We start from the raw sequence: 21,151 nt of genomic DNA on the forward strand, positions 1-21,151 counted from the left end.
CAAAACTGGATGCGTTGCGCGTCTTAGCCCATTTTTTCCGAGCTGTAGGAGCTGGGAGAGGCCGGAACGACGACAGTTTTATTGCCATTTAGGAAAACGCGATGGTGGGCGTGGGCATGCACAGCACGGGCAAGCACCTGCGCTTCGACATCACGGCCAAGCGACACGTAGTCTGCGGGCGACTGCGCATGGGTCACGCGAACGATGTCCTGCTCGATGATCGGACCTTCGTCCAGATCGGCGGTCACATAGTGAGAGGTTGCTCCGATCAATTTCACGCCGCGGGCATAAGCTTGTTTATAGGGGTTTGCGCCCTTGAATGACGGCAAGAACGAGTGATGGATGTTGATAATCCGTCCCGACATCTTTTCGCACATCTCGTCCGACAGGATTTGCATATAGCGGGCCAACACGATCAGGTCTGCCTCTGCATCCTCGACCACCTTCATGATCGCAGCTTCGGCCTCTGGTTTGTTGTCTTTGGTCACCTTGATGCAATGGAACGGAATGTCGGCGTTCACGACAGCTTTTTGGTAATCCATGTGGTTCGAGATCACTGCGACCACCTCAATCGGCAGAGCGCCGATGCGGACACGGTAGAGCAAATCGTTTAGGCAGTGGCCAAAGCGACTGACCATGATAACGACTTTCATCTTCTCGGCTTCGTTGTGAAAGGCTGCCTGCATTCCGAATTTCTCGACCACGGGAGCAAACGCTGCTTCCAATTCCTCGAGCGTCGCGCCGGTTTCAGAGGCAAAGCCGACGCGCATAAAGAACTGGCTGGTGTCCATGTCATCGAACTGCGAGCTGTCGGTGATGTTGCATCCGTGCTCGGCCAAGAAGGTGGAAATCGCGGCCACGATGCCGCGGCTGGTGTCACAGGTGACGGTAAGGCAATATTTCGACATCACATACTCCGAGTTGGCAGCGCGCTGCGGGGCGCGCTCTATCTGTTTGTTTTTTGTGTGAAAGGTGGGGATTAGGCGGTTAGGCCTTGGGGCTCTGGCAAACCGTTTGCACGGCAGCACGCCGTCACGGTATTGGCCAAAAGGCAGGCGATGGTCATCGGGCCGACGCCGCCGGGAACAGGTGTGATTGCGCCAGCGATCTGAACGGCGCTGTCACAGTCGACGTCGCCCACGAGGCGGGTTTTGACGGTGCCATCCTCGCGCAGTCCCTTTTCAGGGGCTTCAATGCGGTTAATGCCGACGTCGATCACAGTCGCTCCAGATTTGATCCAGTCTCCCTTGATCATCTCCGGACGTCCGACCGCAGCGACGAGAATATCAGCAGAGCGGCACAGCGCCTCAATCCCTTTGGTGCGGGAGTGGGCTATGGTGACCGTGCAGCTATCCCCTAGCAGCAGTTGCGCCATAGGTTTGCCTACGATGTTCGAGCGGCCAACCACGACCGCATTCATGCCGGACAGAGATCCAAGGTGATCGCGAAGCAACATCAGGCATCCCAGCGGCGTGCAGGGCACCATCGCCTTTTGTCCCGTTCCCAGCAGGCCAACATTCGAGATGTGGAAGCCATCAACATCCTTGGCCGGTTCAATCGCATTGATCACGAGATCCGCATTCATATGGCCCGGCAAAGGGAGCTGCACCAGAATGCCGTGCACAGCCGGATCATTGTTCAACTGGTCAATCAGGGCCAGCAGATCGGCTTCGGAAGTCTCGGCAGGCAGGCGGTGTTCAAAGGATTGCATGCCGGTTTCGACGGTTTGCCGCGCTTTGTTTCGAACATAGACCTCGCTCGCATGGTCTTCACCGACCAGAACCACGGCCAAGCCGGGGGTAATCCTGTGCGTTTCCTTCAGTCCGCTGACGTGTTCAGAAACTTTGCTGCGTAGGGTTGCGGCAAAGGCCTTGCCGTCCAGAAGTGTGGCGCTCATCTCATGTCTCCAATCGTTTGGCGGCAGTGCTTAGGGCGTGCCAGAGGGCATCTGCAAAGGTCCGCATACCGATCACCGTGAGGGTCGTCTCCGAAGGGCGAACAAGGAAGACCGTCATGTGTTCGAGTCCCGTGCGGGCGGCGCACCCTGCCGAAAAAGCTGAGGCGGGCAGGTTCACCAGTTTTGTCATCAGCCTTTCCAGCGTTTCTGCGTCGCTGGTCAGCTCAAATGCAGCAAAGCCATCGGTCTGTTCGGTCACAGAGCAGGCTGATGCCTCTGCCTTTACGGTTTTGGCAAAGTCGCTCGTCCCCTGCCCCGCGCCCATGATCATCCACTGGCCGAAGCTCGTCCAAAAAGCACTGGTGCCATCGGTTCCGCTGATTTTGCCCACATCAGGCAGCGTCAGGCCAAAGACCGTCGGCGCCTCTTGTCCCTTTCGCAGGGCTAGCGAGGCTATGCCAAGGTCGGCATTCTCGGTGATAGTGAGCGCGCCAAACTTTTCTTGCCGCGCGGTTTGTGCGCCAAGCGCAGTGATAGGGGTCAAATCAGTCACGGAGACGTACTCCTTCGGGGTCAACGAAGTGGGCCGAAACGACTTCGACATCGAATTCTTGCCCTTCGAGAGGGTTGGCCGCAGTTATGATTTCGCCTTGGCGGGTATCGCCATTTATTAGATACCCTAGGGCGATGTAGCCGCCCACATGGGGCGAATAGCAGGACGAAGTGACCCAACCTTGGTCGGTTGACAGGTTTTGCTCTGCGCCCTTGGTGAACAGGTGCGAACCCGCCCGAACTTGCATCGCGCTATTGACAGGTTTCAGTCCAACCAGACGGCGGGTGTCCTTGGCCAGACCTTCGCGGCGGGACATCACCGCGCCGATCGAGTCCTTTTTGGCGGACACCATTTTGCCTAACCCGAGCATCGCGGCTGTGGTTTGCCCGTTCAGTTCAGCGCCTGCCGCGTGCCCCTTCTCAATCCGCAGGACGGCAAGCGCCTCTGTTCCATAAGGGGTCGCACCAAGGTCGCGTCCCTGCTCCATCAAGCGCTCCATCAGGGCGTGACCATAGCGCGCGGGTACTGCGATTTCATAAGCCAATTCGCCCGAGAAAGAGATCCGGAACAGACGCGCGCGCAGTCCCTTGCAGATTGTCAGCTCCGAACAGGCCATAAAGGGGAATGCTTCGTTCGAGATGTCAAAGTCATCGACAATCCGGCTCAGGAGTTCGCGGGATCTTGGGCCCGCGACAGCGATCTGGGCCCACGCATCCGTGGTCGAGATCAACTGAACATCCAGTTCTGGCCACAAGCATTGGTGGGCGAATTCCATGTTCCGATATACAGAGCCAGCGTTGGCTGTGGTGGTTGTCACCACGTAGTGGTCTTCGGACAGGCGGGCACAGGTGCCGTCATCATACAGGTGTCCATCCTCGCGCAGCATCAAGCCGTATCGGACCATACCAACCTTGAGCGTCCCCATCATGTTGGCGTAGACGCGGTTCAAGAACTCGCCCGCATCTGCGCCTTGGACGTCGATTTTGCCAAGGGTCGTCACATCACACAGGCCAACGCTCGAGCGGACAGCTTTGACTTCGCGGTCGACCGACTGACGCCAGTGGGTTTCGCCGTCCTGTGGAAAGTATTGTGCGCGCATCCATGCACCAACTTCGACGAATTCCGCGCCTTGGGCTTCGGCCCAGTGGTGGGTCGGGGTCAGTCGGGTTGGGCGGAAGTGTTTACCGGTGTCGCCGCCGCCCAAAACGGCCAGCGAAACGCCGGTGTAAGGCGGGCGGAAGATCGTCGTGCCGGTCTCTGGGATCGTCGCGCCGCTGAGTTCAGCCATAACAGCCAACGCCGAGATGTTGGAGGTCTTGCCCTGATCGGTTGCCATCCCCAAAGTTGTCCAACGCTTCAGATGCTCGACCGAGCGCATGTTCTCCTTGTGCGACAGGGCGATGTCCTTGACGGTCACGTCGTTCTGAAAATCGACCCAGGCGCGTTCTTTGCTGGGGACATGCCAGTAGGCCTCTTGCGCGCTGGGTCGGTTCTCGGCCTTGGGTAATGTAATTTCCGCACCCGTAACGCCGATCTCGGTCAGGGCAGCCTGCGCGGCGCGCATGCCGTCTGTCAGAGCGGCCTGCGTGCCCCCTTGGCCCGCGGCGGCGCCAGCAGGATGCATTCCCTTGGGGCCATTCGGGCTGGGAACAAAGGCGAGCAGGGTGTCGTCCCAAACGGGCCGCCCGCGATGGTGCGAGGACAAATGCACATTGGGGTTCCAGCCGCCGGCCACAGCCAGAGCGCCCACATCGTGCCAAGATGACTGGCCGTTGCGGGTAATTTGGATGCTGGTTAGGCCTAGCCGCCCCTTTGAGCCGGTGACGGTGCTGCCAGAGAAAAGCTGATAGTCCCCGAATTTCGGAGCATCCTCTCGGGTGTCGATGACCCCAAGCACGGGCGCGCCCTTGGCGATCAGGTCCAGCGCGGTGCGGTGCCCATCGTCGCCGTTGGTGAAAATGGCAATGGGATCGGAAGGAGACTTGACCGGTGCGGCCGCCCATCGGTTGGCATAGGCACGCATGGCCCCCGACAACATGATCCCGGGGCGGTCGTTGTCGGCAAAGGGAATGTGCCGTTCGATTGCACCAGCGGCTAGAACGCAGGATTTCGCCGTAATCCGCCATAGGGTTTGGCGGACATGATTGCCGGGCACTGGCACATGATCTGCAACCTTCTCGACTGCGCCATAGATGCCGTGGTCGTAGGTGCCAAAGACAGTGGTGCGCGGCATGATGCGAACGTTTGGCAAGCTGTCTAGCTCAGCCAGCGTGCGGTTGACCCAATCAGAGGCTGGCGCCTCGTTCAGTAGATCGCTTTCAGCCAGAAGACGGCCACCGACCTGGAAATCCTCGTCCGCGAGGATCACTTTGGCCCCTGCCCGTCCTGCGGTCAGAGCAGCGGACAAGCCCGCTGCGCCCGCGCCGACGATGAGTACGTCGCAATGCAAGAACCCTTTGTCATAGGCATCGGGATCCGGCAGCATCGACAATTCGCCAAGACCCGCAGCTTTGCGGATCGCGGGTTCGTAAAGCTTTTCCCAGAAGGCACGCGGCCACATAAAGGTTTTGTAATAGAACCCTGCGGCAAAGAAGGGCGCGAGGCGGTCGTTGATCGCCAAGATATCGCGGTCCAGCGGGCCGATATGGTTTTGTGATTTGGCGGTCAGGCCATCGTACAACTCGGTTACTGTCGCGCGGGTGTTCGGCTCGGATCGCGCACCATCCCGCAGAGTGACCAGCGCATTCGGTTCCTCAGACCCGGCGGAGAAGACGCCGCGCGGGCGGTGGTATTTGAAGCTGCGGCCCATCAGCTGCACACCATTGGCCAACAAAGCCGAGGCCAGCGTGTCGCCAGCGTAGCCTTTGTAGCCCTGCCCGTTGAAGGTAAAGTGCAGGGGCTTGGAGCGGTCGATCAGACCGCCAGTCAAACGGGTCATTTCGCACCTCGGGATTTGACGTCTGTTGGCAATTCGGCGCTCAGGATTTCGTGTGTGACGGTATTGCGAGTCACGACGAGCCAAGAGCGGTCGCCCTGTTCGTGGAACCACAGTTCGCGATGCACACCAGCGGGGTTGTCGCGTAGAAAAACGTAGTCGCAGAAATCCGCTTCGGCGGTGTCTGTGGTCGGATCGGGTCGGTTCATCAGCGCAGCGTCGCCGTAATATGTGAACTCTTGTGCGTCGCGCAGACCAAGCAAGGGATGAGGGATCAACATCAGGTGGCCTCAGTGCAGGTTGGGTTGGGCGCCAACGCCCTTTTCGTCGATGACATAGCCGCGCGCGAACCGGTCCAGTCGGTAGGCGGCCGCGGTCTCGTGCGGCGTGTCGGTGGCCAAGAGATGGGCAAAGCAGTAGCCAGAGGCCGGGGTCGCCTTGAACCCGCCATAGCACCAGCCCGCGTTCAGATAGAGGCCGTCGATATGAGTCTTATCGATGATCGGGGAGCCGTCCATGGACATGTCCATGATGCCGCCCCAGCTGCGCAGTAGGCGCGCACGGCCGATCATGGGCATCAGGGCCATGCCGCCTTCGACCACATCTTCGACCACGGGCAGGTTGCCGCGCTGTGCGTAGGAATTGTAGCCGTCAATATCGCCGCCAAAAACCAGCCCGCCCTTGTCCGACTGGCTGACATAGAAGTGGCCTGCGCCAAAGGTGATGACGCCGGGAATGGTTGGTTTTAAGCCCTCGGAAACAAAGGCTTGCAGGACGTGGCTCTCGATCGGAAGTCGCATGCCTGCCATCGCCATGACGCGCGACGAGGATCCTGCGACAGCGACCCCCACTTTCTTGGCGCCAATGTACCCGCGAGAGGTCTCGACCCCCAACATCTTGCCGTCCTCAATACGGAAGCCGGTGACTTCGCAATTCTGGATCAGGTCTACACCGCGCATGTCTGCGGCGCGCGCGTAACCCCAGGCAACGCCGTCGTGACGGGCCGTGCCTGCGCGCTTCTGCATCAGGCCGCCCTTGATCGGGAAGCGGGCGTTGTCAAAGTTCAAGAAGGGCACCATCTCGCGCAGATCGTCTTGCGACAGCAATGTGCCGCCGGCGCCTGATAGGTGCATCGCGTTGCCACGGCGGCGGTAAGCATCACGCTGTGCGTCCGTGTGGCACAAGTTTATAATTGAACGCTGGCTGACCATCGAGTTGAAGTTCAGATCCTGCTCTTGGCTCTCCCAGAGCTTCATCGAAAATTCGTAGAATGGCTGGTTGCCGGGCAGCATGTAGTTCGACCGGATGATCGTCGTGTTGCGCCCGATGTTGCCCGACCCAAGCCAGCTTTTCTCGAGCACCGCGATGTTTTTTAGCCCGTAGGTCGCGGCCAGATGATAGGCCGTAGCCAAGCCGTGCCCGCCACCGCCAACGATGATAATATCGTAGGACTTTTTCGGCTCGGGGTTCCGCCAAAGGGGCTTCCAGCCCTTGTGGCCGGTCACCGCCTCCTTAAAGACCTTAAATCCAGAGAATTTCATAATTTCTCTCCTTCGTATGACGTCTGTTTTATCGGTCTTGCTGCGGTACATCTTCTTTCTATTGGACGTTATTCTCTGTAAAATGGCCGCGAATAGAAGCATCGGGCTGAGGGGGGAGACATGAGGCGAATCGGCTTTCTTTTGGTGGATGATTTTGCGCTTCTCTCGACCGCAGCAGCGCTTGAACCTTTGCGCGCCGCAAACATGTTTGCGCCAACTCTGGCCTACGATGTGACCCTGCTCTCTACCACTGGAAAGACCGCGCAATCTTCAATTGGGGCATGGTTTGAGACAAAGTATTTTCGCGACGTTACACCGCTTTATGACATTCTTTTCGTGGTTGCGGGTGGCGATCCGGCGGGCATCAATGACCCAAGCCTTTTCGCTTGGTTGAGGCAGGCGGATCGCAATGGAGTGGCATTGGGAGGGATCTCGGGCGGTGCTCTTTTGCTTGCTAAAGCAGAGCTAATGTCGGGGCGGCGCTTCACGGTCCACTGGCATCATTATGACGCATTCAAAGGGATGGACGGAGTTTCCTTGCTGGAGCGCCGCCTGTTTGTGATCGACCGCGACCGCTACACGTGCGCCGGTGGGTCTGCACCGCTGGATATGATGCACGCCATCATCGCGCGGGATCACGGAACGCGATTTGCGCAGCGAATTTCGGATTGGTTTATCCAGACCGATGTGCGCGGAGCGGACGCGCCGCAGCAGTCTTCGATCTCTGCTCGCTACGGCGTGGTGCCGGATGCCGTGATGGCGACGCTCGAGATGATGGAGTCTCACATCGCGGACCCGCTGAGCCAAGAGCAACTTGCCGATCTGGCGGGTGTGTCATCGCGACAGCTGCGCCGGCAGTTTGTCGAGTCTATTGGCCGCTCGATGATGGAGGAATATCGCCGCATTCGACTCGAAACCGCGCGCGAGTTGATCGAGGGTAGCCGGATGCCGCTGTCCGAGGTGGCGCAGATCACTGGCTTTGCCAGTCAAACCCATTTTTCGGACGCCTACCGCAAGGTGTATGGCACCGCGCCCTCTGCCCTAAGACGGAAAAAGGGCCCGGCGTGATGCCGGACCCAGGGAAATCCGAGGAGGGAACCTGCCCCGGATGGGATGGATCACCGGATCAGATGTCGAGCGTGTTGTCTTTTTCCCAAGCCGAGAAATGCGAGACAAACGCGTTCCATTCCTGATGCTTCATCTTGATGTAGGACGCAGAGAAGGCGGTTCCCAAAGCTGACTTGAGCCCTTCGTCGGCGTCAAATGCGCGGATCGCGTCCAGCATGTTCAGGGGCAGTTTGGGGGCGTCGGTGACGGTGTGGCCTTCGGCGTACATGTCGATGTCCCAACGCTTGCCCGGGTCGGCCTTGGCGTTGATGCCCGACAGGCCCGCCGCGATGATGACGGCTTGCAGAAGATAGGGGTTCACTGCGCCATCAGGCAAGCGCAACTCGAAACGGCCAGCGCCGGGAACGCGCACCATGTGTGTACGGTTGTTGCCGGTCCACGTCACCGTGTTCGGGGCCCAGGTTGCGCCCGACATGGTGCGCGGGGCGTTGATCCGTTTGTAGCTGTTCACGGTGGGGTTGGTGATCGCGGCCAAGGCTTCGGCGTGCTTCATGATCCCGCCAAGGAAGAAGCCACCCTGCTCTGACAGGCCGACCTCGCCGATTTGACCGCCCGCATCGCCCGCAAAGGCATTGGTCTTGCCGTCCATATCCCAGACCGAAATGTGGGCGTGGCAGCCGTTGCCAGTCAGACCTTCAATCGGTTTGGGCATGAAGGTCGCGCGCAGACCGTGCTTTTCGGCGACCGATTTCACCATGAACTTGAAAAACGAATGTCGGTCGGCGGTCACCAGCGCGTCGTCGAACTCCCAGTTCATTTCGAACTGGCCGTTCGCGTCCTCGTGGTCGTTCTGGTAGGGGCCCCAGCCGAGGTCCAGCATGTAGTCGCAGATTTCAGCGATCACGTCGTAGCGGCGCATGACCGCCTGCTGATCATAGCAGGGTTTCTCTGCGGTATCGAAGGGGTCCGAGATTTTGTCGCCCTCGGGCGTCAGCAGGAAGAATTCGGCTTCGATGCCAGTCTTGACGCGCAGGCCTGCTGCAGATGCCTCTTTAATCAGCTTTTTCAGCACGTTGCGGGGCGCTTGTTCAACGGGCTCGCCTTCCATAACGCAATCTGCGGGCACCCACGCAACATCGGGTTTCCAAGGCAGTTGGATCACCGCGTCGGGGTCGGGCACGGCCAGCATATCGGGGTGAGCGGGCGTCAGATCAAGCCAGGTGGCAAAGCCGGCAAAGCCCGCGCCGTCTTCTTCCATATCCGCGATGGCGCTGGCGGGGACCAGTTTCGCGCGCTGACCGCCGAACAGGTCAGTGTAGGAGACCATGAAGTACTTAACGCCGTTCTCTTCGGCAAATTTCGCGAGTTTACTCATATTATTATCCCTTTTCCCTGTTGGTTGCAGAGGGGCTCTTTGGCCCCTCTGGCGTGTCTCTTAGAAGCCGGGTTTGCCGGGGTACCAGTTGGTGCCCGCCAGCGGAACCTGCGCCATCGCGGCGGCTTCCATGGTCAGGGCGCACAGATCCTCTGGCTCAAGGTTGTGCACGTGGTTGTGGCCGCAAGCGCGCGCGATGGTCTGGCACTCCAGCGTCATCACGTTCAGGTAGTTGCGCAAACGGCGGCCCGCAGCGGTTGGGTCCAGACGCTTCATCAACTCTGGGTCTTGAGTGGTGATGCCCGCAGGATCGCGGCCCTCGTGCCAATCGTCATAGGCGCCTGTGGTCGATCCCAAGGCTTGATATTCGGCCTCCCACTTGGGGTCGTTGTCCCCTAGTGCGACCAGCGCAGCGGTGCCGATGGCGACAGCATCTGCGCCCAAAGCCAGCGCTTTAGCCACGTCCGCGCCAGAACGGATGCCGCCAGAGACGACCAGCTGCACTTCGCGGTGCATTCCCAGATCTTGAAGCGCCTGAACGGCGGGACGGATACATGCCAAAGTTGGCTGGCCGACGTGCTCGATGAACACGTCTTGGGTCGCCGCAGTGCCGCCCTGCATGCCGTCCAGAACGACTACATCCGCGCCTGCTTTGACCGCCAGAGCGGTGTCATAGTAGGGGCGTGCACCACCGATCTTGATGTAGATCGGCTTTTCCCAGCCGGTGATTTCGCGGATCTCGAGGATTTTGATCTCCAGATCATCGGGGCCGGTCCAGTCGGGGTGACGGCAGGCCGAGCGTTGGTCGATGCCCACGGGTAGATCGCGCATGCCAGCCACACGTTCGGTGATTTTCTGCCCCAGCAGCATACCGCCGCCGCCCGGTTTGGCACCCTGCCCCACGACAATCTCGATCGCATCGGCGCGGCGTAGATCGTCAGGGTTCATGCCATATCGGCTGGGAAGGTACTGGTAGACCAGCTTTTCCGAGTGGCCGCGCTCTTCTTCGGTCATGCCGCCGTCGCCAGTAGTGGTCGACGTGCCCGCCATTGTCGCACCTCGGCCAAGGGCTTCCTTGGCGTGGCCGGATAGCGCGCCGAAAGACATACCCGCAATGGTGATCGGGATTTTCAGCTCGATCGGCTTCTTGGCGAAACGGGTGCCGAGGGTGACCGAGGTGTCACATTTCTCGCGGTACCCTTCGAGCGGGTAGCGCGACATCGACGCGCCAAGGAACAGCAGGTCATCAAAGTGCGGCACGCGGCGTTTCGCGCCACCACCACGGATGTCGTAGATGCCGGTTGCAGCGGCACGGCGGATTTCAGAGTTTACCGAGTTCGAAAACGTCCAGCTCTGGCGCGGATCGGTTTGGGGTGTCTTGTCCATGTCGCGCTCCTCAGTATTCGTCGGCGTGGTCGATGTTGAAATTGTAGAGCTTGCGGGCCGAGCCATAGCGCTTGAACTCTTCGGGTTTCGCGTCCGCGCCGGCTTTGGCCAGCAAGTCCTTGAGGATTTCCAGATGCTCGGGGCGCATCTCTTTTTCGATGCAGTCGGCACCCAGAGATTTCACGGAGCCACGCACAAACAGGCGCGCTTCGTACAGCGAGTCCCCCAGCGCGTCACCCGCGTCCCCCAACACGACCAGATTGCCCTTTTGCGCCATAAATGCGGACATGTGGCCGATGTTGCCGTGGACGACGATGTCGATGCCCTTCATTGAGATGCCGCAGCGGGAAGACGCGTTGCCCTTGATATTCAGCAGACCGCCATGGCCGGTCGCGCCTGCATACTGGGACGCGTCGCCTTCGATCACGACCTCGCCGGACATCATGTTTTCCGCAACGCCGGGGCCAGTGGAGCCTTCAACGCGGATGGTCGCGGATTTGTTCATGCCCGCGCAGTAGTAACCGGTCGAGCCTTTGATCGTGACCGACAGCGGGCCATCAAGGCCCACAGCAACTGCGTGGCTTCCGCGAGGATTTGTGATCTCGTACGCGCTGTTCGATTGGGATTTCGCGGCCTCTTGCAGGGTCACGTTGACCTCGCGCAGGGGGGTGGTGGACATATCCAGAGTGGTCATCGGATCAACGCTCCCAGAAGTAGACGGTGGCGGGTTCGGGTTCCCAGACTTTGGCGGCCTCGATGCCCGGCAGGTCCGCAAAGGCGCGGTATTCACTGGCAAAGGCGACGTAGTCTTCGGTTTCGGCCATGACGGCGGGTTTGCAGGCGATGGGGTCACGGACCACGCCAAAACCATTCTTAGTGCCAGTCACAAAGGTGAAAAAGCCGTCCAGATCGTCGATGGTCCCTTCCAGCGCCTGACCCAACGAGGCACCTTCTGCGATGCGCGAGCTGATATAGGCTGCGCCCACTTCGGTGTCGTTTTCCGATTTGGTGAAGACACCCTTTTTCGCCAGCTTGCGGCGCATCTGGTTGTGGTTCGACAGGGAGCCATTGTGGACCAGACACTGGTCATCGGCGGTCGAGAACGGGTGTGCGCCCATGGTCGTCACGGCAGATTCAGTCGCCATGCGGGTGTGGCCGATGCCGTGGCTGCCACCCATGTCGCGCAGACCAAATCGCGCTGCAACGTCCTTGGGCAGGCCCACCTCTTTGTAGATTTCCATCGACGAGCCAACGCCCATGATCCGCAGGCCCTTTCCTTCGAGGAAAGAAACCGCTGCATCCTGTTTCTCGACAGGCAAAACGATCACGGCGTGGGTGTCGACTGTTTTGACCGATGCGGTGGCGCCTAGCGCTTCGTTCAGCGCAGCTTCCAGTCCTGCAAAGGCAATATCGGGGGTGTCCGATTGCACGGTGATCTTGGTGCTTCCCGCCGCTTCGTCACCGTAGATCGCAATGCCCGCACTGTCGGGGCCGCGGTCAGTCATGGTGATAAGCATATCGGTCAGCATGTCACCCAGCTTGGGGCGCAGGTCGTCCTTTTTCAGGAATAGGCCAACAATGCCGCACATGGGGGGTCTCCTTGTGACTTAAGACGAGACGCGAGCTTGCGTCCTTGACCCTTTAGTAGCGGGATATTTATTTTCCCAACAGGAAAGTTTATCTCTCCACCGGAAAATTGCTCGGAATGAAGCTTTTGTGCCTAAGAATTGTGCGAAAATTTGGGTGCGCGTATGGATTGAACCGCGATTGGTCCACTATTGGACCAATCAGCGTGTCTGCGGATAGGTAATGATCGACAGGTAGCGCAGCGGCAGGCTCGTGATCTCCTCAGGGCCGTGGGGAGCATCCGAATCAAAGAACAGCGAGTCGCCTTCTTCCAATAGATAGCGCTGGTCGCCGTGTCGGTAATTCACCTTACCCTCGAGGATATAGAGGAACTCGATTCCTTCGTGCTGAAAGGTCTGGAAGTGTGAGTTTTCGTCCAGCGTGATCAGATAAGGTTCGACTACCACGCCGGAATTATTAGACCCGATATGGCCGAGCAGATTGTACTGAAGGCCTGCGCGGGTGCCTTCGCGTTCGATCTCTGCGCCCTCGCCTGCTTTGACATGCATGCAGCCGCGTGTTTCCTCGTAGCCCGAGAACAGCTGGATCAGAGGCACCTTCAGTGCATTCGCCAGAGCCGAGATTGTGTTCAGCGACGGAGAGATGACGCCGTTTTCGATCTTGGACAGCATCCCGACAGATAGTCCCGTCATCCCTGCCAGATCAGCCCCCGTCAGCCTTTGCCGCTTGCGCAACTCGCGGACCTGACGGCCAATCGCGACTTCTAGGTTCTTTTCCCGCTGCTCCTTGATGGCATGAGGGTTCTGGCGGAGGGGGGCGGTGCCTGTCTTCTTTTCCAAGGGCCTACTCTGTCTTGTTTGCTTTTATTGTTCGTCTGCGCTCGCGAGCGCACTGACAAGGTCGGGTTTTCCCCGCTGATGCCAGAGCTGCCCGACATTGCCCAACTCTTCGATCAGGATGTCTTTGTGGGTTTCGAGCCAATCCAGAACGGAGCCGAACTCTTCGATCACGGCTTTTCCTCCCTTGATGGACACGACGGGCCAATCGCCGACCAAGGCGTTGTCGATGCCATAAACGTCGTCCCCCCACCATTTCGCCATCCCGAAGGCATGAGGCATGTGCCGACCGCGTTTTAGCGCTGCCAGAACCGGAGAGGTGCTGAGGCTGGCGGCTGTCTCGACCGCCTCGTGCCAGATGTCGAGGATCGACGCATATTCCCAGCTCACGGCGGACCATTCATTCGGAAATCGTTGCGTGTATGTCTGAAAGAAGGCTTTGGGCTGTCGAAAAAAGAATTCCGCGTCGTCCAAAGCTGGATCGTCAAAATCTGGAAACTGGAAGGTGAACCGCTCCATAAATTCGGGGGCTGTGCTTTCCAGAAGGTCGCGATAGGTGTCGCAGGTGCAGGCCAGAATGCGCCCCTTGAAGCCTGCGCGATAGGCAGCGCGGGTCATGGCGTCGATGGTCGGGGGCGGCGAGCTGCACCAGCACAGGACATCTGGGTCCGACGCCATCATTTCGGCAACGATGGCGTCGATATCGGCGGTGTCGTCATCATACAGGACTTCAGCCACTACATCGCGGTCAGCCACACGGCACGCGGCACGGTAGGTGGCAAGTGACGGTAGTCCCAGTGGATCTTGCTGCGAACACAGCGTGATGCGGCGTGCGTCGGGGTGGGCGCGGGCCAGCCATTCGACGCCTGTGACGTTAAAGAAGGGGTGCACCTCGGCCGGAGCGATCAGCGTCGGGTGATCCGGCGACAGGTCAGACGGCAGCAGCGTGGCAGTCAGTACCTTTTTTTCCATCAGGTAGGCAAAGGCCAAGCCCATGTTCGGTCCGCCGAGCGTCAGCATCAGGCGAACATTTTGGGTTTCGACCATGCGACGGGCCGCTTCTAGCGTCGCCTCTTCGCCATGCGCGCTGTCTTCGGCGACGAGTTCGACGAGATGGCGGCGGCCCCCGATCATCATGCCGCCGCGTTCGTTGATCCAATCCACCCAAATCTGGCAGCCCTTCAGGCCTGGACGGCCCCAGAACTCTTCTGGGCCGGTCATGGGGACCAGCATGCCGATCCGCACAGCGGCCCGCATCTGGACGCTGAGCCGAGGCAAGCTGCCCGACACGGCGAGTCGCTGTGCCAAGGAGGCTGCGCTCATCTTCTTACCTCACGCCTAAAAACACGACAGTCCGGGGTAGGTTTTCCCAACAATTATTCTCTCCCAAAGAAAATTTGTTGACCACCATTAAATTTTTGGCCCACACCAGTAACAACCAAAAGAACCAATTCACAAAAATGGTTCACACCAATAAGCGAGCCAACATGGAGAAGACGACATGACCAAAAGAGTTGCAGTCATCGGCGCGGGCCCCTCGGGACTTGCTCAGCTACGAGCCTTCCAATCCGCAGCGCAAAAGGGCGCAGAAATCCCCGAAATCGTATGTTTTGAAAAGCAGTCGAACTGGGGCGGTCTGTGGAATTACACGTGGCGCACCGGCGTCGATGAAAATGGCGAGCCTGTGCATGGCTCGATGTACCGCTACCTGTGGTCGAATGGTCCCAAAGAAGGTTTGGAGTTCGCCGACTATTCCTTTGAAGAGCATTTCGGCAAGCAGATCGCATCCTACCCGCCCCGCGCGGTACTATTCGACTATATCGAAGGCCGCGTGCTCAAGGCGAATGTGCGTGACTGGATCCGTTTCTCGACCGTTGTTCGTTGGGTCGAATACGACGCCGACAAGGGCGATTTCGAGGTCACCGTCCATGATATGAAGTCAGACACCGTGACCCGCGAACGCTTTGACAACGTGATTGTGGCGTCTGGTCACTTCTCTTCGCCCAATGTGCCTGAATATCCCGGTTTTGACCGCTTTAATGGCCGGATCGTGCACGCGCACGACTTCCGCGATGCCCGCGAGTTCGAGGGCAAAGATGTGCTGTTGATGGGCTCGTCTTACTCGGCGGAAGACATCGGGTCCCAGTGCTGGAAGTACGGCGCGAATTCGATCACCACCTGCTATCGCTCGGCCCCCATGGGCTTTGATTGGCCCGACAACTGGGAGGAAAAAGGCGGTTTTGAACGTGTCGAAGGCAAAACGGCATATTTCAAGGACGGCACCACCAAGGATATCGACGCGATCATCCTGTGCACCGGCTATCGCCACTATTTCCCGTTCTTGCCAGATGATCTGCGGCTCAAGACAGCGAACCGTCTGGCAACCGCGGACCTGTACAAAGGCGTGGCCTATGTCCACAATCCTAAGCTTTTCTATCTGGGTATGCAGGATCAGTGGTTCACCTTTAATATGTTTGATGCTCAGGCATGGTGGGTGCGTGACGCGATCATGGGCCGGATCGAGATCCCCGCAGACAAGCAGGTTCTGATGGCTGACGTGGCAGAGCGCGAAGCGCGCGAAGAGGCCTCGGACGACACCAAATACGCCATAAAGTATCAGGCGGACTACATCAAAGAGCTTGTCGCTGAGACTGACTATCCGTCCTTCAACGTGGATGGTGCCTGCGAGGCATTCTTTGAGTGGAAGAAGCACAAGGCCGAGAACATTATGGGCTTCCGCAACAATTCGTACACGTCGGTCATCACCGGCACCGAAGCGCCCGTCCATCACACCCCGTGGAAAGATGCGTTGGACGATAGCCTTGAAGTCTATCTGCAAAACTAAGCAAGACCTGCGCTTCGGGCCTGATCGGCCCGAGGCACCTTTCATGCAAAGAGAGATGCTATGATCCTCGACCAGATTGGTCAGCCGTTCCGGCCCGGCCCGCCGCGTGGCTCCGTCCCGCGGCGTGCGGCCGCCTACGGGCTTGGCCCGAAAGAAGAGCGCTACACCGTGCAAGGTGGCGGCGCTGCGCTGATCGAAATCAAGGCTGGCGACAGGCTGGTCGTCCGCAATACCGAAGGTGGCCAGATCTGCGAGGTATTGGCGGCGCACCGTGATGGGCGATGCGATCCGGCAATCCTTGGGGCTGCTGGAAATGCGCAGGGAGCTGGCGTGCGTGCTGCGCTTGCTGATATGCCGCGCCTACAAGCGGGTCTGGTTGAGCGCGGAATTGATGTTTCCAGTGCGCAAACGTTGCAAATGTTCTCGTCCACATCACCCGCAGGCACGGCAGAAAGTTTTGCTTCGCAAGCTGATGGCTGGGTTTTAATCACGGCCCCCTGCCCCGCTCCTGATTTTGAGGCGCAGGTCACTGCGACCCCGCTTGCAGTGACGTTAACCCGAGCCACCGCACGGCAGTCAGGTGCGTTCGCTTTGCCTGATCCCTTGGCCGAGCCGGTGCTCGACCTGCGCGTGGCCTCTGCCACCGCGCGGGCTTATCGCGTGAAAAAGGGTGATTACATCCAGATCATGGACGTGGACGGACGGCAGTGTACGGACTTCCAAGCCTTTGATGCGCGCAAGGTGGACAAGGGTATTTTCCACCCTCTGGATGTGACCACCACCCGCACGATCCAAGGGCACAGCTACCCCATGCCCGGCTTGCATGGAAAATATTTCGACCACGATCTTACCCCTTTGATCGAAGTGGTGCAGGACACTTGCGGGCGCCATGACGCCTTTGCACTGGCCTGCAATGCCAAATACTATGACGATATCGGGTATCCTGGTCATTTGAATTGCTCGGACAACTTCAATGGGGCGCTGGCCCAGTATGGCGTGCCCGCACGACCGGGCTGGATGGCGGCCAACTTCTTTTTCAACACCGGCATTGATGAGCACGGCGTCATGTATTCCGACGAGCCGTGGTCGCGTCCTGGTGACTATGTTCTGCTGCGGGCGCTGACTGACCTGATCTGCGTGTCCTCGGCCTGCCCCGACGACACATCCCCTGCGAACGGCTGGCTGCTGACCGAAATTCACGTGCGCACATATGACGGCGCAGAGCGGTTTAGCCGCGCGACCGCGTGGCGCCCGACCCCTGACGAGGATCCCATCATGACCCGCGAGAGCGCCTTTCACGATCGCTTTGCCGCAATGACCCAAGACTTTGACGACTATAACGGATTCTGGCTGCCAAACTCTTTCCCGCAATGTGATCCGGTCGAAAGCTATTGGGCCTGCCGCAAGGACGTGGTCGTCATGGACCTGTCCGCACTGCGCAAATTCGAGGTGACGGGCCCAGATGCTGAAGCGTTGATGAACTGGGTGCTGACGCGCAATGTGGAAAAACTGGCCGAGGGCCAAGTCGTCTATTCTGCCATGTGTTATCCGCACGGGGGTATGGTGGATGATGGTACGCTCTTCCGGCTTGGGCCGCAGAATTTCCGCTGGATTGGCGGATCGGATGTGGGCGGAGCATGGATGCGCGAAGAGGCCGCGCGTTTGGGCCTGAACGTGATGATCCGCTCCTCGACAGATCAGATGCATAATCTGGCGGTCCAAGGCCCGAAGTCCCGCGAGCTGATCACATCGCTGTTTTGGACGGCGCCTCATCACACAGACCTGACCGAGATGGGCTGGTTCCGCTTTACGCCTGCGCGCCTTGGTGGTTCCGAAGGAATTCCTGTTGTTATCTCGCGGACGGGCTACACGGGTGAATTGGGCTACGAAGTTTTTTGCCACCCCAAAGACGGTGCCGCGATTTTCGATGCAATCTGGGCGGCCGGACAGCCCATGGGGATTAAGCCGATGGGTTTGGCTGCGCTCGATCTTGTGCGGATTGAAAGTGGGCTGGTTTTTGCGGGCTATGATTTCTCTGACCAAACCGACCCGTTCGAAGCAGGGATCGGTTTCACAGTGCCGCTCAAATCGAAAACCACTGATTTCGTCGGGCGCGATGCGCTGCTCCGCCGCAAAGAGCATCCGTCGAGGAAGTTCGTAGGTTTGGAGGTCGAAGGGCAGAATGCCATCGCCCACGGCGATTGCATTCGGATTGGCCGCGCGCAAATCGGCGAGGTTTGCTCGGCTATGCGGTCTCCTCGGACGGGGCAATGGATCGCGCTGGCGCGGGTCGACGTGGCGCATGCGGATGTCGGGACCGAGGTGGAGGTCGGCCAACTGGATGGTCACCTGAAACGCTATGCGGCCAAAATCGCGCCCTTCCCCCACTACGATCCGCGAAAATCCCGGCCGCGCAGCTGAAGCGCGGCTCTCGCTTGCCTTGCCCAGTGCAGGCAACAGGCGCTGATATATCCTTTGTGATGTATGAGCTGTCGCGCTGTCCGCCGAAAGTGGCCGGACAGCGCGGCGGCTTGCACTTGTAACCCAAGCTCGCTTATTGCATACGGCCGGCGCGTCGCCGAGAGGGTCGATGCCTGAAAACGCAATGGCTTGGGTTCGAAAAATACTGTGAAATATAGCGTTTGCAGGGACCACTGGTCGGAGCAGGCAACTAACGATCTGTCACGAAACTGTGACCGAAAATCGCTGAGCGACCAAGAAGTGTCGCTTTTAAGTCCTGTCACAAAACCTTTAGGCTATATCAAAGGTCTATGGCGTCTGTGCCTTTCACGCAGAGGACGCCCAATAAAAACTCTCTAAGACGTCGCACCTTTGGGGTGTTTGAGCGGCCAGTGGCGCAAGGACCAGGCGGGATCGCCTACCGGCCAAGACCGAACAGACCAGTGCGCCCGCCGTGCTGGTCCAATCAGCAGGAGGGACAAATTTGTTCACAAAAATCATGGTGCCGGTCGACCTGGCACATGCAGACAAGCTAGAACGTGCGCTGCAATGCGCGGCGGATCTGGCAACGCACTACAAGGCAACGGTCGTTTATGTCGGCGTCGCAGCGGCGACCCCTAGCTCCGTTGCGCACACACCGCAGGAATTCTCGGAAAAGCTCGCTGCCTTTGCCGCTGCTCAGGGCGAAAACGCTGGAATTTCAACGGATAGCTTGGCGATGACCAGTCACGATCCGTCCACCGATCTGGACCCGACGCTGCTGGACGCACTGGACCGATGTGGTGCGGATCTGGTTGTAATGGCCAGCCACATTCCGAACCTCACAGACTACATCTGGCCGTCCAACGGCGGCACGATCGCGCGCCGCGCAAAAGTGTCGGTGATGGTGGTTCGTTGAATTGTTAGCGGAACCAACAGGGCCCGTGGGACTTAAGATCCCTGGGAACAGTAAAACAATAGTGAAAAAATGGGGGGCCATGTATGGCCGAAACAACTGAAAATCAGGGGATCCCGGAACCCGAAGGGAAGTCCCAGATTATCGATACCGATTATGAAATCGGTCAGGATAATATTGAAACACAGATTGGCCCGTTCGGGCTGGATGTACACAATCCCGTCTTCTTGATCTCTGGGATGTGCGTGATTGCATTCGTCTTTTACGCGCTTGCACTGCCGGATCAGGCAGGCGCCGTGTTCAGCTGGAGTTTTAGCGCAGTCACCAAAGGCTTTGACTGGTTTTTCCTCGGAGCCGCGAACATCTTTGTCATCTTCTGTCTGCTGCTGATCGTGCTGCCGGTTGGTAAGGTACGCCTAGGCGGCGCGGATGCGCGTCCGGACTACACCTACATGGGTTGGTTTGCGATGTTGTTTGCCGCCGGTATGGGCATCGGTCTGATGTTCTATGGCGTGTCCGAGCCTATGAGCCACTTTGCATCGTCCATTGGCGGCACCGCGACCGAAGGCGGCGTCCGTACCGACTGGGCCCCGCTCGGCGCGGCGGCTGGTGACGAGCAAGCCGCAATCGAGCTGGCCTTTGCTGCGACCATCTTCCACTGGGGCCTGCACCCTTGGGCGATCTACGCGGTTGTTGCGTTGGCACTGGCGCTCTTCTCGTACAACAAGGGTCTGCCTCTGACGATCCGTTCGGCGTTCTACCCGATCCTTGGCGACCGAGTCTGGGGCTGGCCCGGCCACGTGATTGACATTCTGGCGGTTTTTGCAACGCTCTTTGGTCTGGCGACCTCGCTCGGCTTTGGCGCGACACAGGCGAATGCGGGCCTGAACGAACTGTTCGGCATTCCCGTAAGCTCGACAACCGAAGTCGTACTGATCTCGATGATCACGGCAATCGCGCTGATCTCGGTTGTGCGTGGTCTGGACGGGGGCGTCAAAGTTCTGTCCGAGATCAACATGGGTCTGGCAGCACTGCTGTTGCTGTTCGTGCTGATCGCCGGACCGACCATTGCCATCCTGACTGGCTTTGTGGATTTCCTGGCGGCTTACCTGACCTACTTGCCAGCACTGTCGAACCCCATTGGCCGCGAAGACGTGAACTTCAGCCAAGGCTGGACCTCGTTCTACTGGGCTTGGTGGATCTCCTGGTCGCCCTTCGTTGGCATGTTCATCGCCCGCGTCAGCCGTGGCCGCACAGTGCGTGAATTCGTTGTGTGTGTTCTGCTGATCCCGTCGCTGGTCTGTGTTCTGTGGATGTCGGTCTTTGGCGGCGTGGCAATCCAGCAGGTCATTCAAGACGGCTACACTGCCGCGCAAGATGCGCCTCTGGAACTCAAGCTGTTCAAGATGTTGGACGCTCTGCCCCTAACCCAGATCACAAGCTTGATCGGTATCGTGCTGGTCATCGTGTTCTTCGTGACCTCGTCGGACTCGGGTTCGCTGGTGATCGATACGATCACGGCAGGCGGCAAAGTCGACGCGCCCGTGCCCCAGCGAGTGTTCTGGTGCATCTTTGAAGGTGCTGTTGCGATCGTTCTGCTGCTGTCGGCGGGTGGCCTGCAGTCACTGCAGTCGATGGTGATCTCGACCGGTCTGCCCTTTACCGTGGTCCTGCTGGTCATGTGTTGGGCGATCTGGAAAGGTCTACTTGCAGAGCGCAAAGTGAAGTAAGCACAGCTCTTTCGTAAGAACTCAGCCCTCTCCGGCGTGTTGT

17 protein-coding genes are annotated in these 21,151 nt (G+C 59.0%); 5 read left to right on the forward strand and 12 right to left on the reverse strand.

The window, feature by feature from the left end:
- Nucleotides 1–23 precede the first annotated feature (23 nt).
- The 6 genes from purU to N4A58_RS16055 all read right to left on the reverse strand — a co-directional run bounded on the left by purU (nucleotide 24) and on the right by N4A58_RS16055 (nucleotide 6,926).
- On the reverse strand, nucleotides 24–908 hold the full coding sequence (gene purU / locus N4A58_RS16030) for a formyltetrahydrofolate deformylase (RefSeq protein ID WP_293711264.1): 885 nt from the start codon (nucleotides 906–908) through the stop codon (nucleotides 24–26).
- Nucleotides 909–979: 71 nt separating this feature from the next.
- The gene (gene folD / locus N4A58_RS16035) at nucleotides 980–1,897 is read right to left on the reverse strand and encodes a bifunctional methylenetetrahydrofolate dehydrogenase/methenyltetrahydrofolate cyclohydrolase FolD (RefSeq protein ID WP_293711265.1); all 918 of its coding nucleotides are present in this window, start codon (nucleotides 1,895–1,897) and stop codon (nucleotides 980–982) included.
- A gap of 1 nt (nucleotide 1,898) precedes the next feature.
- Nucleotides 1,899–2,450 (reverse strand): sarcosine oxidase subunit gamma, encoded by a 552-nt coding sequence (locus tag N4A58_RS16040; protein ID WP_293711266.1) that lies wholly within the window; start codon nucleotides 2,448–2,450, stop codon nucleotides 1,899–1,901.
- Nucleotides 2,443–5,388 carry a sarcosine oxidase subunit alpha family protein gene (locus N4A58_RS16045; RefSeq protein WP_293711267.1) on the reverse strand — a complete coding sequence of 982 codons (2,946 nt, stop codon included), beginning with the start codon at nucleotides 5,386–5,388 and terminating at the stop codon, nucleotides 2,443–2,445. Before N4A58_RS16045 ends, N4A58_RS16040 begins: the two co-directional genes overlap by 8 nt.
- The gene (locus tag N4A58_RS16050; protein WP_293711268.1) at nucleotides 5,385–5,666 is read right to left on the reverse strand and encodes a sarcosine oxidase subunit delta; all 282 of its coding nucleotides are present in this window, start codon (nucleotides 5,664–5,666) and stop codon (nucleotides 5,385–5,387) included. The genes N4A58_RS16045 and N4A58_RS16050 overlap by 4 nt, the downstream gene beginning before the upstream one ends.
- Nucleotides 5,667–5,675: 9 nt before the next feature.
- The gene (locus tag N4A58_RS16055; protein ID WP_293711269.1) at nucleotides 5,676–6,926 is read right to left on the reverse strand and encodes a sarcosine oxidase subunit beta family protein; all 1,251 of its coding nucleotides are present in this window, start codon (nucleotides 6,924–6,926) and stop codon (nucleotides 5,676–5,678) included.
- A gap of 120 nt (nucleotides 6,927–7,046) precedes the next feature.
- On the opposite strand from N4A58_RS16055, the gene N4A58_RS16060 reads away from it, so the two are divergent.
- Nucleotides 7,047–7,994: a GlxA family transcriptional regulator gene (locus tag N4A58_RS16060; protein WP_293711270.1), complete on the forward strand. Its 948-nt coding sequence runs from the start codon at nucleotides 7,047–7,049 to the stop codon at nucleotides 7,992–7,994.
- A 58-nt stretch (nucleotides 7,995–8,052) separates the two neighbouring features.
- On the opposite strand, the gene glnT is transcribed toward N4A58_RS16060, so the two are convergent.
- The 6 genes from glnT to N4A58_RS16090 form a co-directional block, all read right to left on the reverse strand.
- Nucleotides 8,053–9,369 carry a type III glutamate--ammonia ligase gene (glnT, locus tag N4A58_RS16065; protein ID WP_293711271.1) on the reverse strand — a complete coding sequence of 439 codons (1,317 nt, stop codon included), beginning with the start codon at nucleotides 9,367–9,369 and terminating at the stop codon, nucleotides 8,053–8,055.
- A 60-nt stretch (nucleotides 9,370–9,429) separates the two neighbouring features.
- Nucleotides 9,430–10,755: an FMN-binding glutamate synthase family protein gene (locus N4A58_RS16070; RefSeq protein WP_293711272.1), complete on the reverse strand. Its 1,326-nt coding sequence runs from the start codon at nucleotides 10,753–10,755 to the stop codon at nucleotides 9,430–9,432.
- A gap of 10 nt (nucleotides 10,756–10,765) precedes the next feature.
- Nucleotides 10,766–11,449, reverse strand: a complete 684-nt coding sequence (locus N4A58_RS16075; protein ID WP_293711273.1) for a GXGXG domain-containing protein — start codon at nucleotides 11,447–11,449, stop codon at nucleotides 10,766–10,768.
- 4 nt (nucleotides 11,450–11,453) lie between these two features.
- A complete protein-coding gene (locus tag N4A58_RS16080) occupies nucleotides 11,454–12,344 on the reverse strand; it encodes a glutamine amidotransferase family protein (RefSeq protein WP_293711274.1) in 891 nt (296 codons plus the stop codon).
- 198 nt (nucleotides 12,345–12,542) lie between these two features.
- Nucleotides 12,543–13,181 carry an XRE family transcriptional regulator gene (locus N4A58_RS16085; RefSeq protein WP_293711275.1) on the reverse strand — a complete coding sequence of 213 codons (639 nt, stop codon included), beginning with the start codon at nucleotides 13,179–13,181 and terminating at the stop codon, nucleotides 12,543–12,545.
- A 24-nt stretch (nucleotides 13,182–13,205) separates the two neighbouring features.
- Nucleotides 13,206–14,501 (reverse strand): ABC transporter substrate-binding protein, encoded by a 1,296-nt coding sequence (locus N4A58_RS16090; RefSeq protein WP_293711276.1) that lies wholly within the window; start codon nucleotides 14,499–14,501, stop codon nucleotides 13,206–13,208.
- A 178-nt stretch (nucleotides 14,502–14,679) separates the two neighbouring features.
- Between N4A58_RS16090 and N4A58_RS16095 the strand changes: the two genes are divergently transcribed.
- The 4 genes from N4A58_RS16095 (at nucleotide 14,680) to N4A58_RS16110 (ending at nucleotide 21,108) form a co-directional block, all read left to right on the forward strand.
- Nucleotides 14,680–16,023: an NAD(P)/FAD-dependent oxidoreductase gene (locus tag N4A58_RS16095; RefSeq protein WP_293711277.1), complete on the forward strand. Its 1,344-nt coding sequence runs from the start codon at nucleotides 14,680–14,682 to the stop codon at nucleotides 16,021–16,023.
- Nucleotides 16,024–16,083: 60 nt separating this feature from the next.
- Nucleotides 16,084–18,444 (forward strand): DUF1989 domain-containing protein, encoded by a 2,361-nt coding sequence (locus tag N4A58_RS16100; protein ID WP_293711278.1) that lies wholly within the window; start codon nucleotides 16,084–16,086, stop codon nucleotides 18,442–18,444.
- A 523-nt stretch (nucleotides 18,445–18,967) separates the two neighbouring features.
- A complete protein-coding gene (locus N4A58_RS16105; protein WP_293711280.1) occupies nucleotides 18,968–19,381 on the forward strand; it encodes a universal stress protein in 414 nt (137 codons plus the stop codon).
- A gap of 83 nt (nucleotides 19,382–19,464) precedes the next feature.
- Nucleotides 19,465–21,108 (forward strand): BCCT family transporter, encoded by a 1,644-nt coding sequence (locus tag N4A58_RS16110; RefSeq protein WP_293711282.1) that lies wholly within the window; start codon nucleotides 19,465–19,467, stop codon nucleotides 21,106–21,108.
- Nucleotides 21,109–21,151: the final 43 nt, after the last annotated feature.

The organism is Donghicola sp. (assembly GCF_025210255.1).
In the GTDB taxonomy this organism is placed as follows: Bacteria; Pseudomonadota; Alphaproteobacteria; order Rhodobacterales; family Rhodobacteraceae; genus Donghicola; species Donghicola eburneus.

Coding starts and splice junctions, on each gene's coding strand:
- N4A58_RS16070 (WP_293711272.1), bottom strand. CDS start 10,755: ATGGACAAGACACCCCAAACCGATCCGCGCCAGAGCTGGACGTTTTCG.
- N4A58_RS16050 (WP_293711268.1), bottom strand. CDS start 5,666: ATGTTGATCCCTCATCCCTTGCTTGGTCTGCGCGACGCACAAGAGTTC.
- N4A58_RS16090 (WP_293711276.1), bottom strand. CDS start 14,501: ATGAGCGCAGCCTCCTTGGCACAGCGACTCGCCGTGTCGGGCAGCTTG.
- N4A58_RS16055 (WP_293711269.1), bottom strand. CDS start 6,926: ATGAAATTCTCTGGATTTAAGGTCTTTAAGGAGGCGGTGACCGGCCAC.
- N4A58_RS16075 (WP_293711273.1), bottom strand. CDS start 11,449: ATGACCACTCTGGATATGTCCACCACCCCCCTGCGCGAGGTCAACGTG.
- N4A58_RS16100 (WP_293711278.1), top strand. CDS start 16,084: ATGATCCTCGACCAGATTGGTCAGCCGTTCCGGCCCGGCCCGCCGCGT.
- N4A58_RS16110 (WP_293711282.1), top strand. CDS start 19,465: ATGGCCGAAACAACTGAAAATCAGGGGATCCCGGAACCCGAAGGGAAG.
- glnT (WP_293711271.1), bottom strand. CDS start 9,369: ATGAGTAAACTCGCGAAATTTGCCGAAGAGAACGGCGTTAAGTACTTC.
- folD (WP_293711265.1), bottom strand. CDS start 1,897: ATGAGCGCCACACTTCTGGACGGCAAGGCCTTTGCCGCAACCCTACGC.
- N4A58_RS16095 (WP_293711277.1), top strand. CDS start 14,680: ATGACCAAAAGAGTTGCAGTCATCGGCGCGGGCCCCTCGGGACTTGCT.
- N4A58_RS16060 (WP_293711270.1), top strand. CDS start 7,047: ATGAGGCGAATCGGCTTTCTTTTGGTGGATGATTTTGCGCTTCTCTCG.
- purU (WP_293711264.1), bottom strand. CDS start 908: ATGTCGAAATATTGCCTTACCGTCACCTGTGACACCAGCCGCGGCATC.
- N4A58_RS16080 (WP_293711274.1), bottom strand. CDS start 12,344: ATGTGCGGCATTGTTGGCCTATTCCTGAAAAAGGACGACCTGCGCCCC.
- N4A58_RS16045 (WP_293711267.1), bottom strand. CDS start 5,388: ATGACCCGTTTGACTGGCGGTCTGATCGACCGCTCCAAGCCCCTGCAC.